Annotated in this window: 8 protein-coding genes and 8 pseudogenes; 7 read left to right on the forward strand and 9 right to left on the reverse strand. The window is 60.3% G+C overall.

Annotated elements, in window-relative coordinates; all coding sequences use genetic code 11:
• The 3 genes and pseudogenes from HV796_RS37210 to HV796_RS37220 all read left to right on the forward strand — a co-directional run.
• Positions 1 to 191: IS4 family transposase (locus tag HV796_RS37210; protein ID WP_281369972.1), on the forward strand; the 191-nt coding region annotated here is incomplete at its 5' end.
• 656 nt (positions 192 to 847) lie between these two features.
• Positions 848 to 2614: a hypothetical protein gene (locus HV796_RS37215; RefSeq protein WP_175232847.1), complete on the forward strand. Its 1767-nt coding sequence runs from the start codon at positions 848 to 850 to the stop codon at positions 2612 to 2614.
• Positions 2615 to 4085: 1471 nt separating this feature from the next.
• Positions 4086 to 4372 (forward strand): annotated as a pseudogene (locus HV796_RS37220) (IS21 family transposase); the annotation flags it as partial.
• Here HV796_RS37220 and HV796_RS44615 read toward each other — a convergent pair.
• Positions 4324 to 4479, reverse strand: coding sequence for a hypothetical protein (locus HV796_RS44615; protein ID WP_246356267.1), 156 nt, complete (start codon positions 4477 to 4479; stop codon positions 4324 to 4326). The pseudogene HV796_RS37220 and the gene HV796_RS44615 overlap by 49 nt on opposite strands.
• Between HV796_RS44615 and HV796_RS44620 the strand changes: the two genes are divergently transcribed.
• Positions 4415 to 4699 (forward strand): ATP-binding protein, encoded by a 285-nt coding sequence (locus HV796_RS44620; protein WP_246356264.1) that lies wholly within the window; start codon positions 4415 to 4417, stop codon positions 4697 to 4699. The genes HV796_RS44615 and HV796_RS44620 overlap by 65 nt on opposite strands.
• 61 nt (positions 4700 to 4760) lie before the next feature.
• Positions 4761 to 5034 (forward strand): annotated as a pseudogene (locus HV796_RS46450) (ATP-binding protein).
• Between the two features lie 173 nt (positions 5035 to 5207).
• Here the strand turns inward: HV796_RS46450 and HV796_RS37230 are convergent.
• From HV796_RS37230 to HV796_RS37255, 6 genes and pseudogenes are all read right to left on the reverse strand, one after another.
• Positions 5208 to 5423: a helix-turn-helix domain-containing protein gene (locus tag HV796_RS37230; RefSeq protein WP_246356266.1), complete on the reverse strand. Its 216-nt coding sequence runs from the start codon at positions 5421 to 5423 to the stop codon at positions 5208 to 5210.
• 324 nt (positions 5424 to 5747) lie between these two features.
• Positions 5748 to 6131, reverse strand: coding sequence for a hypothetical protein (locus tag HV796_RS37235; RefSeq protein ID WP_175232848.1), 384 nt, complete (start codon positions 6129 to 6131; stop codon positions 5748 to 5750).
• Between the two features lie 260 nt (positions 6132 to 6391).
• Positions 6392 to 6964: pseudogene (locus tag HV796_RS37240) on the reverse strand (transposase); the annotation flags it as partial.
• A 149-nt stretch (positions 6965 to 7113) separates the two neighbouring features.
• On the reverse strand, positions 7114 to 8733 hold the full coding sequence (locus HV796_RS37245; protein WP_175232850.1) for a hypothetical protein: 1620 nt from the start codon (positions 8731 to 8733) through the stop codon (positions 7114 to 7116).
• Positions 8734 to 8801: 68 nt separating this feature from the next.
• Positions 8802 to 9065 (reverse strand): annotated as a pseudogene (locus tag HV796_RS37250) (IS3 family transposase); the annotation flags it as partial.
• Between the two features lie 270 nt (positions 9066 to 9335).
• Positions 9336 to 9876, reverse strand: a pseudogene (locus tag HV796_RS37255) (IS110 family RNA-guided transposase); the annotation flags it as partial.
• A gap of 77 nt (positions 9877 to 9953) precedes the next feature.
• Here HV796_RS37255 and HV796_RS37260 point away from each other — a divergent pair.
• Positions 9954 to 10251, forward strand: a pseudogene (locus tag HV796_RS37260) (IS110 family transposase); the annotation flags it as partial.
• 517 nt (positions 10252 to 10768) lie between these two features.
• Complete coding sequence (locus tag HV796_RS37265; RefSeq protein WP_175232851.1) at positions 10769 to 12346, forward strand: pentatricopeptide repeat-containing protein; 1578 nt, start codon at positions 10769 to 10771, stop codon at positions 12344 to 12346.
• Between the two features lie 252 nt (positions 12347 to 12598).
• Here HV796_RS37265 and HV796_RS37270 read toward each other — a convergent pair.
• Both HV796_RS37270 and HV796_RS46105 read right to left on the reverse strand, forming a co-directional pair.
• Positions 12599 to 12953 (reverse strand): annotated as a pseudogene (locus HV796_RS37270) (SET domain-containing protein).
• Positions 12954 to 13135: 182 nt separating this feature from the next.
• A pseudogene (locus tag HV796_RS46105) lies at positions 13136 to 13573 on the reverse strand (integrase); the annotation flags it as partial.
• Positions 13574 to 13686: the final 113 nt, after the last annotated feature.

Raw genomic sequence — 13686 nt, forward strand, 5'->3', positions numbered from 1 at the left:
CCCGAGCGTCAGCCCAACCGAAGCTCAACGAAGTGTTGCGACTGATCGCGCGCCTGGGAGGCTTCCCTGGCCGCAAGGGCGACGGCGAACCCGGCGCAAAGACCATCTGGCTCGGCCTCAGAGAAGTTCATGTCGCTGCAAAAACATTGCGCCTCTTACGCGACAACGATGGTGACGACACTTCTGTATAACGGAATGGACTTAAGGCTGTTGCGTCGCGCGCTAAAACGGGACTCTTCATCACGAGATATTCAAGACGAAACTACACTGATTGTGGATTGTGGATTGTGGATTGTGGGGCCCTGCTAGGGGAGAATGCGTTTCTATGAACGCGTCCCATGAGCAACGGTTATCGTGGGCATTGGCAGGCGTGACGATCCACAAGGCTTTGCGGCGTAACGCGACCGCGCGCAGTGGATATTTTCCTCGCGCGAATTCGTTGATGCGTTATGCACGAAAGCTACCGCGTAATCCCGCGAACGCATTCACTAGGCACACGCAGAGCGATCTGCTCGCGCTCGGAAAGCGACAGACAACAAGTGGCTGATAATAGCGGGCTTCTGCGACCCTGGCGAAGCCCAGTCGACCCATTCGGGCGTGGCCATTTCGACGGCCTGCAGTCCTTTTAGGTCGAGGCGACATAGTTGCGCAAACAACAAATTGCATCTACCTCGCTGAACAAAGTCCGTTCATGGTCGATTCACGTCGCGGCTGGCAACTCACTCAGGATGCGCACTGCCGAAGAGGAGCTTTTCGGATAGCCGCGATTGATTTCTGGTGACGAACCAACGAAGGAATCGCCGGTGATAAGAAGACATGTTAATTGAATTGATCGGTTTCCCTTCCCATGGACATCACGTCGCTCATCAATGCACGATCCCCGGTCAGCCCTTCTGCGCAAGTGCTCGATGACCAGCAGCCAGCATTGCGTTCCCGGCGCACTTCTGACGCATCTGCTGCACCCCCTTCTTCGAGGGCACTGGCCGAACTGCAATTGCAGGCACGATCGCGCTGCGCATCTCCCGGACCTACACCGTCTCCGCTGTCAATCGACTTTGCAACGGCGTCGTCGCCGCTGATGGATACTTCCGCGGGCGAAGGCGACCTCTTTATCCAAGAGGTGATGGCGCTGGACTACGCTCCCCGGGGGCATTCGGGCGCGTCGAGTCCCCTGGCATTCGACCGGATGGGGCTTCAGTGGGAATTGCCTCAGTGGGACTTGGATGATCTCAACGCGTTTTTGGAGGCGTCACCGCGCACAGAGCAGCCCGTTACCACGCGGTTGGCATCGGCGGCGCCAGCGACCGCGGGAGTGCGAGCCGTGTTGGAGGCGGCGGAGCGCCTGAGGCAGCCCGGGCAATGGAACTTCCCACACGCCGATCAGGTTATGGGGCACGCGTTGGGCATGTTTGCCCGGGATTTCAACATGCGGTTTGATGTCCTGTTGCAGCCTGATGCGGACGGTCCAATGTTCTCCCTGTCTGTCGGGAATGATCCGTGTGCCCCCTATGCCGGCAGGCTGGTTGTGCGGCAGGACCACTACGGTGTGGAGATCGATGGCCGCTTCCATGACGTTCCGTCGGACGGCGATTGCGCATTTCATGCGGTCAATGTGTTGCTTCTGCACGTGGCGGGCGAAGGACTCGGCAGATACGTCGCAGACAGGAACCCGGACGGGACCCTTGCGCTGCGTATACCGCCCGACGATCCATTAGTCGGAAATTCCATCAGCGTGTTACGCGAGATGGCTGCGGATGATGCGCGACGCCACGCGGATGAAATCGGGGAGCGGATCCCGGACAGCCTACCGCTCCAGGACCTGGTTGAGAGCGACGCCGTTCAAGGTGGGAGCTCATCCCGGTCACCCGGCACGGCAGCGGATCTTTCCACGCAGCAAAAGCAGGTTACGACATTCAAGCGTTTCACTTGGGAAGTCCCGGACAAAGCCCTGAACGGCGCAAAGACTGCAGCAGGTGCCACCGCCGCAGACTACGCGCGCGAACGGAAAGCCGCACTAGCGCGGCAGATGACGGGCAATCCCAATGCCACTGCGGCCGACTACGCGCGGGCACGAAAAGCCGCGCTGGCCCGGCTGAGGACAGGCAATCCCAACGCCACCGCCGCCGACTACGAGCGCGAACAGAGAGCCGCGCGGGCGCGGCAGATGACGGGCAATCCCAACGCCACCGCCGCCGGCTACGAGCGCGAAAAGAAAGCCGCGCTGGCCCGGCAGATGACGGGCAACCCCAACGCCACCGCTGCCGACTACGAGCGCGAACAGAGAGCCGCGCGGGCCCGGCAGATCACGGGCAATCCAAACGCCACCGCCGCTGACTACGAGCGCGAAAAGAAAGCCGCGCTGGCCCGGCAGATGACGGGCAACCCCAACGCCACCGCCGCAGACTACGCACGCGAACAGAAAGCCGCGCTGGCCCGGAAGAGAACGGGCAATCCCAACGCCACTGCCGCCGACTACGAGCGCGAACAGAAAACCGCGCTGGCCCGGAAGAAGACGGGCAACCCCAACGCCGCCGCCGCCGACTACGCGCGCGGAAGGAAAGCCGCGCGGACTCGGCAGAGGACGGGTAATGCCGTGACCAGCACAGCGTCATGACGAATATCCACGTCTTGAGCGCGATGCCCGACTCGTGCGTGAGGGCGGGGCGGCGTCGAAATCGACTTGCGCCGCACCCACTGTGAATTCGAGAATCGTCGTCACCCTGACGCCGCGTTCGGCCTTCAGTTGCGACAGGAAGCGACGCACCCCGTGCACGCGCGGAAACACTTTGCTCGGGAACCGGGAGATCCCGCGCTCTAGTGGACCTCGCTGGGAAGCGCTGAGTCCGGGAGTGCGGCACGCGAGCGTCAGCTGCCGAGAGATAACCCGTACTCCCACGCAATACAAACGAAAAGCACTAGCGACTATTTCCCAAATTTGGGAGAGAATCACGTCCTCGTCGTCCCGTTTTCCCCTTGGGCAGGCGATTCCGAGTCGCGCAACGGGGGCGGAAAATAGTACCGTGATCTTTCTAATTCTTACCTTCCGGTGACAGCATGCAAAGTAGTTTCGGTTACCAACCGACCTGGCATAGCCCAGACATGAATCAGGCAAACACGTCTGCAGTTCCGCCCCATAACCAAATACCTGATGCGCCAGAACAGGCCGCTGCGCACAGTGAAGAAAAGCTAGGGTACTGGACGCGATCGTCTGTACCTCTGAGTGCATGGCTCTCACCTCTCAAACAGGCGTCCGGTGCGTCATTTAATATTTCCGCGCCGCAGCCCCAAAGAAAGAGCTTTGCCCCAGTCGCAGAGCTGCTAGCCAAGAACAAATAATCAGACCGCATCCGCACGAACGAAACGCAAAGTTCTGCGCGTGCAAGATATATGATAGGCACTGGTAAACTGCATTCACAAAATCCATGACAGCCTTGTTCGGTAAGGCTGTTATGATCAATGAAGAGGGTTCTTGTCGCGGTCTTCGGCGGCATGCCAAAGATGTCGCGCGTCGCCTGATTGTGCCCGAACGCTTGCGCCAATACTCGCGAATGAGCATGATGCGACCACCCATTGCTACCCAGCGATGCTGGTTCTTCCGACGAGCGCAATCGCGACTTCACCCCAGACCAACGGGAGACGCGTCACGAAGAGCGTCCTTGACAAAATGCTGCTCATAGTCATACCAGCGCTTAATCCGGCGCACGGAATCGAAAACGCAATCCCATTGACATCGAAAGTCATATGCCTGTGCGTATGGGATCGCGTTATCTCGCGCCAAGGGCTGGCTAATCAGACAGTCTCAGACCTCGTTACGCTACGAATCTAACAGGCTCACGCCACCGGCTTTGAGGGCATCTCCGCGCCTTGATCCTAGGTGTCGCGGCTGCACAGGTGGATATTCCGGCCCAACGCGACCGATGATTCCGGGCGAACGTGACCGATTTTCGGGGCTTTCCGGAATCTGCGGTCACGATGCCGGAACGATGTCGTACTGCGCTGCAACGGTGTCACGCATATTCGCAACCCCGATGGGTACGCTGCCAGATTTTTTGTTTGGGACTAGCATGCTCGCATCGAGGATCGCTATGCGTAAGATCAAGGAAGTACTGCGTCTGAAGCTTGACGCGAGGTTGTCTCACGAGCAGATCGCCGCCGCCTCGGATCTGTCCAAGGGCGTCGTGACCAAATACGTCGGCCTGGCCGCCGCGGCCGGGCTGGACTGGGCCGCGGTCCAGTCGCTCGACGACGTGACGCTGCAACGGTGCCTGTTGGCCTCCCCGAGAAGCCGCGCCAGCATGTACAGTCCGACTTTGAGCTCATCCATCACGAACTGCGGCGCAAGGGCATGACGTTGATGCTGCTGTGGGAGGAGTCCATCACCGCAACGAGCGCAAGATGACGCGCCTGTTGAAGAATGCGCTGCTCAAATACGGACAGGCGACGCTGGAAGATCTCGATAGCCGGGGGCTGGTCGGACATCGAGCGCTCGCAGATCGTGAGCCCAGCACTGGGCGAATGGGTCAGCGCTCGCCACTGCATCCTGATCACTGGCCCGACGGGCGTGGGTAAGTCATGGCTTGCTTGCGCTCCGGTGCAGTACGCGTGTCGGCGGGGCTCTCCGTGCTGTATCAGCCAGTACCGCGCTTGCAGGAGGACGTGCGTATCCGCCATGGCAGCGGCGCATTCGGCAAATGGCTGATTCAACTGGCCAGGATCAACGTCGTCATCCTAATGATTGGGGTATAGGTGCCATCGAGAGCATGACTCGCTCCGACCTGCCGGAAGTCATCGACGACCGGGCCCGGCGCAAAGCCACCATCATCACATCACAACTGCCGATCGAGCACTGGCACGTGGATCGGCGACGCCACGATAGTCGATGCCATCCTTGACCGGCTGATGCAGCACCATCACCGCATTACGCTGACCGGCGACTCGCTTCGATCGAAAAAGGCACAAGCCACTCAAGGTGGCAAAGCGATCAACGTCGAGATGACGCTGCCAACGCTGCAACGGGAGTCGAACGATAAATGAGCAAACAACAGCACAACGTCAGGCGTTGTACCGGAAAGTACATCAGACGGCGGGGCCCGACGGCAACGCATAACGTCAATTAAGCACGCGGATCAGCACGGGTGCCTTTCTCGGCCTTGCCGGGCTTACACGCCGTTACGGAGTAACGAAGCGAGAATTGATCGAAGGCTTCATCAGGATCGAAGGCGAGCGCGTGTCCTCCTGAGCGCCGTGAGCGCTGCGGAGGTCTCATGGTAGCCGAAATGCTCCTGCCGCTGATACCAGGCATCGGTGCGTGGCCGGAGCATATGGTTGTACGCAAAGCGCGCGCAGCCGAACGTCCGGGCAAGAATCGCTTCCTGCCCGGACGTTGGGTAGAACCGGAATCGGTACGTGCGCTTGATATCCATTCACAGGTTTTATCATGTTTATGTGAGTCTCTTTAGACCAGCTTTTAGCAAGCGGGAGAAGAGCATGCTGCGCACGCCGCGCTATCCATCCCCGGCCTGAAAGCTCAGTTTCCCGCGCAAGTCTGATGATCAAGTGCCTTGGTGGCCGCAGTAGTGCGCAGGCTCCACACTCTGAAGCCCTCGATGCGGATCCCGCGCCAGCGTGGGAGGAGGGAAAACGCTGTCCTGCCAGGCTCACAACGTTCGCCCTCCTGTCTGAAACCTCGCTTTAAAGTCTTAAGCGCAATTTCGAGGTGATGCAGCTGCATCAATTACCACCGCGTGCTATATGTGCGCATCGCTAGCTTCGAGTACTCTCCCGGCGGTGGAGAGATTGCCCTCTGCATCGCCCATTACATATGCGAGAGAAACAGCAATCTTGTTTTTTTCAGCAAACTCATCGCGGGTAAGAAAGCCCGGTTTCGTCCCCACAGAGGCTTTAAAGTTAGCCACCAATTCACCTCCCGATAAGGACGTCGGATTCTTCAAATATTGCCTTGCTTCTGTGTGAAGTTGATCCAATAGTGGGGAAGTCACTTGAGATTTTGGACGCACGTTAGGCGTTTGTTGACTGGGCCCGGAGTAAGGATCCATCCCGGCAAAATTCTGACTGCGTGATGTGGTCGCTTCGCGATTGCCCAAGCGGGCGATTGACTGATTATCTGGCACGTCGTCACCAATGGAAATAGGACTGGTTACCTTACGGCTTCTTACCTAGGACAGGCGACTGCAGGGCTGAAACAGTCCTTATCGCGGCGCAACTCATCACGAACTACTTGCCGTCCTGACTCCCGCCCTATGACATATCGAGTCGAAATTTGCCACCGTTCAAGAGGCCAAGGCCTACGATCGTCACGTCTGAGCGCGAGTGCAGGTTTGACGATCCGAGTCGCCTAACCGGTGTTTGTCAACATAGTTGTCGTGAAACTTCACGCGCACTGCTTTAATTCGGCCTGTGGCATGCGCTCCGGATTGAGCCAGACTTCCATCCTTCAATTCCCAGTTGCGAGTCGAGCCGGACCAACGTTGCGGATTACGTGCCTTAGCCTGCGCGTAAACGGCTTCCCGTTGTGCCAGCACTGCGGTGGCGAGGTCGTTTGACGCTGTGCCGGCGTGACGAATTTCAGGCCACTGTGTTTGTGTTCGTGGTTGTACCAACGCACGAACTGCTGCGTCCAGGCACGCGCCCCGTCGAGGCTCGTGAACGCCTTGCGCGGGTAGTCGGGGCGATACTTGCACGTGCGAAGCAGCGCCTCGGCGTACGGGTTGTCGTTGCTCACGCGCGGTCGACTAAACGAGGCCACCATGCCGAGGCTTTCCGGTGTGGCGAGCATCGTCGCGCCCTTCATCGCGCTGCCATTGTCCGAATGCAGCTCCAGCGGACGTCTTGCCAGGCCCTCTTTCAGACTCGCACGCCGCATCAGCAAGGCAGCAAGTTCGGCAGATTCCGGTTCCTGCACTTCGTGATCCACAATCTTGCGGCTAAACACGTCGAGCACCATGCCATGTAGTCCGTGATGATTTCAAGTGGATGCGGTGCTGGCCGCGATGCTTGGCGTCGACGCCAGCGTGCTGTGCTCGATCTCGATGCCGTGGGCCAGCGACCCGAGCAAGCCGCCGATTTACGTGCGCACGTTCACTTTTGCCTCGATCAATCCCGGACCGCCGACCGAGCTGCTCTCGATTCGGCTCGAATCGCAAACCCGAAGGCCCGATTGATTGCAGACCGCGTGGCGGACGGCAATCTATGATGTCGTATACCCTCGTCGACCGCCCGTTCAGGCGCAGGCGGGCGCGCGCTTGGGCCGCTGTCCGCCGGCACCAGTTGCGACCAGGACCGTCCCTGCTTTTCCAGATGGACCAGCAACTGGTTGATGTCAGAACGACGTTGCGGGCCTAAGCCTTCTGGCAGAGCCTTCATCAGCTCGATGTGCGAGTGAAGAGTCGGCGCAAGCCGGACTTTATTTGACGTGGCCTGAATGATGAACCCGAAGGCCCGGTTGATCGCCACCTTTGTTCCGGGATGCAAGCCATGATGCTGGATACCCTCGTTGACCACCTGTTCAAGAACTGGAGGACGTGCGCCCGGGCCGCTGCCAGCTGGCACCAGTTGAGGCCATGACAGACGCTCATCTTCCAGGTGGACTAGGAACCGGGTGATGTAAGAGCGGTATTGCTGAATCAGGTCTTCGGGCAAAGTCTCCATTAGGTCGATGTGCGCCTGAAGAGTCGGCGGAAGGGCAAGTGGTCTTGATCTGCCCCGTGCGCTAAGCCCAAAGGCCCGATTGATCGCGGCCCGCGTGCCGGGATGCAAGCCGTGATGCCGGATACCGTCGTTAATCGCCTGTTCAAGCGCAGGATGGCGCGAGCCCGGGCCACCAATGTCTGTCGGCACGAGTTGCGGCCATGACAACTCCTGCTCTTCCAGATGGACCAGCAGCCGGTTGATCGCAGACCGATGTGGTTGACTCAGTCCTTCGGGCAGAGCCATCAGCAGGTCAAGGTGCGCCTGGAGAGCCGGCGCAAGCAGCACCTGTCCGGATTCGCCTCGAATGACAAGCCCGAAGGCACGGCTTATCGCCGCCCGCGTGCCGGGATGCAAGGCATTTTGTCGGACGCCCTCATTGACCGCTTGTTCTAGCACTTGAAGACGTGCATCCGGGCCGCAGCCCGCTGGCACCAGTTGCGACCATAACAGACCCTGCTTTTCCAGATAGACTAGCAGCCGGTTGATGTTGGAGCGGCGTGACGAACTCAGCTCGTCTGGCAAATTATTTACCAGATTGATATGTTCCGGCGAAGCGGGCGTGGTCCGCTCACGGCGACGTGGTTTCCACGCAATAGTGGTGCTGGGAGTGCGCGGCGTCGCAGAAGGATAGGGCGCGGCCCGGCCACTGCTCTCGCGGTTGAGCCTAACTGGGCTGGCAGGAACGTGGCCAACCGGTTCATCGGCGATTTCGGGTCGGTCAGGTATTGGCGTCCCGAGCAGGTATGCTGGGCGCGCGGAGGCTTCAAGCCACACGCCAATCTCATCGGGGCGGCACGTCAGGTCGTCTGCGGCCAGCGCGCGCAGTTGGCCGATTTCCTCCCCTACCGGTCCCTCCCCCGGCGCCGCCCGCAGCGCGGTGCCGTCGGGCCGTGTTTGCCCGAGTGAGGGTGACCCGGTTCGACGGATAGATTTGCAGTTGAGTTTAATGCGGAGTGGCACCTCCCGATAAGGTTGAATCGCGGGTTGTCCACGGGCGGGCGGCGGGTCGCCTGTCACGACCATGACGCTGCCCGCCGGTGGATAACCTGCACGGCGATACGATTCGCATGTTAGCGTTCAGGTTCTCGAATTCGAGCGGCGAGCAATAGCCATGCTCGAGGCCAGCCGTACTCACCTCTGGATTCAGGGTGCACGGCCTTGATGTGGACCAGCAGGGTGTCGTTGCTTACGCGTCGGCGCGGACGGTTTGCATCGACGTCCCGGGCCTCGCAGGCGTGGTAGCCACTGGGGCTGACGCCCAGCACCTGACAGAGCAGCGATACCGGCCATTGTCGGCTGTGACTTTCGATCCACGCGTATTTCATGCGGACTCCTTCGCAAAATACGCAGTGGCTTCCTGAGAAACTTAATGTGTTCAGGCGATTTTTTCCTGCAACACATACCCCATCAATTCCGCACGGCGAGTGAGTTGTTCAGGACACGCTGACGGTAGCGTTCCTCGTAATATGCGGCGCCCGGATCGACGTACTCCATGCCATAGCGCAGCGTGTTGCGGAAGAGAATGGCAATCTTGCGCGCGGTGGCGGTAACAGCTTTGGCCTTGCCAATCCGAGCTGACAGGCGTCGATAGAAACCACCCGGAGCTATTGCGTGAGTTTTACATACTCAGCAAGGGATCCACTTTTTGCGGGCAGGCTCAAGTGTTCCGCAAGCACGGCCGGGAGTCTTCGGACGATGGCCTTGCCATTCGGCAGGCTGACACCGAACTCGATCGGTAAGGCATGCATCTGGTTCGTTGCGCATATGTGATTGCGAATCAGCGAATCGCCTACCCGATGTAGCGCGGACAGTGCTGCTGCGATTCCGTCTTTGGCGTCACAAACCGCATGGCAGGTCGCGACGCGGCTTCTCAGATTGCTTCGGCATCGACAAAGTCATTCTTGTTTTATTTTACGAAAGGGCGGGCGAATTGCGGCGAGAGACGAGCCGGATCTGATGCCCGAAGCTTGCAAGCTTGTGGGCGATGAAGTGAGCGCCAGCGGAGGCTTCCATGACTTCGCTGCAGACGTGAAGGTTGCTGAAGAATTCGATCAGTTGCTGACGCAAAACCTTCTTGCGAAACACAGCCTTGCCAGACTTGTCCTGGCCGTGAAGATGAAAGGAACGTTTGCCGAGATCGATTCCAATGACTGTCACATCTTGCATGGCATGAGCCTCCGATTGATGAACCTGTCTAGCGTAACCCACCGCAGGTCGGCAGGTGGGGAGGACCATCGCATTACGACTTTGTAGATGCTGAGGCGATCTGCGAAGCCGCCACGCGCCCAGCCATGCGATTGTCACGCCGAAAACCGAATCCCAGCAGATGCTCTTTGCGCTTACCGTGTGCGGGAATCGTTCGTTCGGGATCGCACCAGAACCATCAACCAGATGCACGGCTTACTGCTCGAATTAGGTATCAGCTTACCAGCCGGGAAGTCTTCCGTTGCGCGTCTGCCAGCCATTATCACCGAGCATTCACTCCCGCCGAGCCTGATCGCGATCCTCCAGCGTCTGCACGATCACTACAAATACCTGGATCCCACGCAGTGCAGTACCGGTGGCAAGGCCAGCCTCGATCGCATCAGCGGACAATCAAAAAACCGTCGCCGAAGGCCCCATCGACGCGCGCTGCCTGATTCCAGCGCACGGGCAACTCCGGCAGGCCGCGTTCGGCCAGGTACAAGTCGCGATTGCGTAGCGCCGGGGAGTGTTTCCGAAGCCCGCGTGCGCCAGCCTCCATCGCGCCGTTAAAGTCGAATTGTCAAAAACCTTTTCTGTCCTGCTCCCGACATCGATGCTCCCCGCCACCACTCCCCTCACCGTTCGTGGCGCTGCTTCGGTGCCCCCCGCTATCTGCCCCGCCGGCGAGTCTTCCGCCGTCCCTGCGGCATCGTGCAGCACCACACCCGCGGCTTCGCAGGGAAACCCGAAGCTGGAATACCTACGCGGCGGGCGCATAAGAGAACCGCGGGGCGGGATTGTATCCCGGCGGGAAGCGGCAAATGAATTCATCATTCGCCGCTTCAACCGGGGGCAAACGAGTGTGGCCGATGTCATGCGTGTCACGACCTCGTGCATCAGAAAGCTCGGTAATGACCATGAAGGCGCCGTCGCCTGCCTGGAAGCGCTACAACGATGCCGCCACCCGCAGACGGGAGCAACGGTGTTCCCCGAGACCATCCCGTACAATGCCGCCATCTCCGCGTGCGGGAAGGCCGCGCGCGCTGACGATGCCCTCAGGCTGTTCGCGCACCTGCAACAGCACGGGCCGGCGCACGGCGTCTTCCCCGATACCATCACGTACAACGCTGTCATCTCCGCGTGCGGGAAGGCCGCGCGCGCTGACGATGCCCTCAGGCTGTTCGCGTACCTGCGACAGCACGGGGTCGAGCGCGGAGTCTTTCCCAACACCATCACGTACTCGGCCGCCATTTCCGCGTGCGAGAAGGCCGCGCGCGCTGACGATGCCCTAAAGCTGTTCGCCCACTTGCAACAGCACGGTCCAGCACGCGGCGTCTTCCCCGATGCCATCACGTACTCAGCCGCCATTTCCGCGTGCGAGAAGGCCGCGCGCGCTGACGATGCTCTAAGGCTGTTCGCGCACCTCCAGCAGCACGGTCCCGCGCGCGGTGTCTTCCCCAACGCCATCACGTACAACGCCGCCATTTCCGCGTGCGAGAAGGCCGCGCGCGCTGACGATGCTCTAAGGTTGTTCGCGCACCTCCAGCAGCACGGTCCCACGCGTGGCGTCTTCCCCGACACCATCACGTATAACGCCGCCATCTCCGCGTGCGAGAAGGGCACACGCACCGACGATGCGCTCAGCCTGTTCGCGCACCTGCAACGGTACGGTCCCGCGCACGGCGTCTTCCCCAACACCATCACGTACTCCGCCACCATCTCCGCGTGTGAGAAGGCCGCACGCGCAGACGATGCGCTCCAGTTGTTCGCGCACCTGCAGCGGCACGGTCCCGCGCGCGACGTCTTCCCCGACACCATCACGTACAACGCCGCCATCTCCGCGTGCGAGAAGGCCAACAGACATAGAGAGGCAGATCGTCTTCTCGACGATGGCATTACCGCAGGGATATTCCGGCCGTCTCTCGGCTTCAGCGCCGGGCAAAACATGCTGGACCTGCATGAAAACGCGATCCTGGCATCGTCCACTCCCTCCAGGCGGCCCGCAGGGGTTCACCCGGCAGTTGCCCAAGCCATCTTTAACCGCCTGCTCCGGCAGGGCGTGATCGACCGGACAACCCTGTTCGTGGTGGGCCAGCACGGCCAGGGCTCATTGCTGGCTGCTATCGAGGCGAACATGCGACAGCAGGGGTGGAACCCCGTTCATCCGCGTGACGCCCAGGGGCGCCCGAACAGGGGGTGCCTTGTCGCAGCCACCGCATCAGTGGGTGCGGATGACACCCCTGTGGGCCGCACATCCGTTCTGGTACCGGATGGCGCGACTGTCACCGGAGGGCACGAGCTTCAGATGCCATCGCCCGACACTCAAACGCAGCGGGTGCAGCCCGTCCCGGACATCCGCAGTGCAGGAGACCCGGCCGGCGCCGGTGGTGGAGGTGCAATCACGAGCAGTTGGGCCGACGTAGCCCGACGTGCGCCGGCAGGTCGGAAATGAGCAGGCGAGCATATGCAGCAGAAGCAGTATCCGCTCATACACAAGACCGCATAATCACCGGTTGTTAATAGTCCTTAGTCAGGTATTTCTTCGATCGCCCTGATGTGTCTCTCAGATCGAACTGGACGAACTGGACGGCTGACCCTTCACCACCTGCACGACCATCTTCCGTCTCTGGCTGACACCACTCCCGGGTGCAGTCTATTCGGAGTACTTTGCGTGAGATGGGGCGGCTTGACCAGGACATGGACGTCAGGGTAACCGCGCACTGTGACGAAGCATTGAGCGACGACAGGTGGAGGCGCCGCAATGACTTAAGTACCGGGTTTGTATGTCTTCAGTGATCTCGCCATCGACCGCGAGACCATAGTCGATGAAAAGTTCGTCACCAGGCTTGATGGCAGTGAACGCATGAATGAACACATGACCGTCCGTTTCCACCGCCTCGCAGTTGGGGGACATGCATGGTTGAGAAAGCGAACACTGTTGCCACCGCCCGTCGCCAGCCATTCACCTCACCCTTGTATTCGATGAGCCGTTCTCCAGATGCAAGTGGTTGAAGGGCGAACAGTCCCGTGCCATGCACAGATGAATGTCGTGGTGCCATGCGTCGTAGTATCAAGATTTATTTCTTGGTCGGGTTGTGCGGGTTTGTGGTTAGGCGCGCCGCATATCGCTGCGGCCGCGGGAATTCGCCGCGGGCTGTCGGATTGCGACGAGAGGTTGGGGCGGCTTCAGCCGTTTCGAGAGTTTGCCCCGCGGCAACCGGCCGCGGCCGTTCAAAAACTCTCACTTCCCGCCGGTGAAGGCAGCCCCGATCTGCCACGTACGTTTGACCTCATCGCTGTGAAGGTAAATTGAGGTCGTCGAGACCGATGCATGTCGGAGGTTGTCACGCACCGTGGTCAGGCCGGCACCGCGCCACAGCGGGTGAGTCGCGTGCTTACGCCGCATCCAGTGCAGCACGCCCCACAGACGCACGCTGCTGATCGCCGCATCGCGGTGCGCCTCGAGGCTGCCAATAACCGGCGTGGCCGGATTCCAGCGCACTGGTAGCACCGGCAGCCCGCGTTCAGCCAGATAGCGGGCGAGCGCCTCCCAGACAAGCGACGCGTGCTACCTCTTGCCGCCTTTGCCCCTCACGCGCAGCCAGCGATCGCCTCGCGCATCCGGGTCGACCTACCCGAGCGTTGCACCCACGAGTTCGCTCCGCCGCGGTCCATGCGCACGTATATGAACGCCTCCCGTTTGCGAAGCAATTTCGCATGCTTTGACGTCCAGGATCGGCTGCGGCTGTATATACGGCCTTACTGCAAAACGGACGCAGCGGGCCCCTATGA

This window comes from Paraburkholderia humisilvae, from assembly GCF_902859855.1.
In the GTDB taxonomy this organism is placed as follows: Bacteria; Pseudomonadota; Gammaproteobacteria; order Burkholderiales; family Burkholderiaceae; genus Paraburkholderia; species Paraburkholderia humisilvae.

Excerpts from the sequence above, each read along its gene's own strand:
- HV796_RS37215 (WP_175232847.1), top strand. The coding sequence starts at position 848 with ATGGACATCACGTCGCTCATCAATGCACGATCCCCGGTCAGCCCTTCT.
- HV796_RS44620 (WP_246356264.1), top strand. The coding sequence starts at position 4,415 with ATGCGCTGCTCAAATACGGACAGGCGACGCTGGAAGATCTCGATAGCC.
- HV796_RS44615 (WP_246356267.1), bottom strand. The coding sequence starts at position 4,479 with ATGTCCGACCAGCCCCCGGCTATCGAGATCTTCCAGCGTCGCCTGTCC.
- HV796_RS37230 (WP_246356266.1), bottom strand. The coding sequence starts at position 5,423 with ATGGATATCAAGCGCACGTACCGATTCCGGTTCTACCCAACGTCCGGG.
- HV796_RS37245 (WP_175232850.1), bottom strand. The coding sequence starts at position 8,733 with ATGGTCGTGACAGGCGACCCGCCGCCCGCCCGTGGACAACCCGCGATT.
- HV796_RS37265 (WP_175232851.1), top strand. The coding sequence starts at position 10,769 with ATGCGTGTCACGACCTCGTGCATCAGAAAGCTCGGTAATGACCATGAA.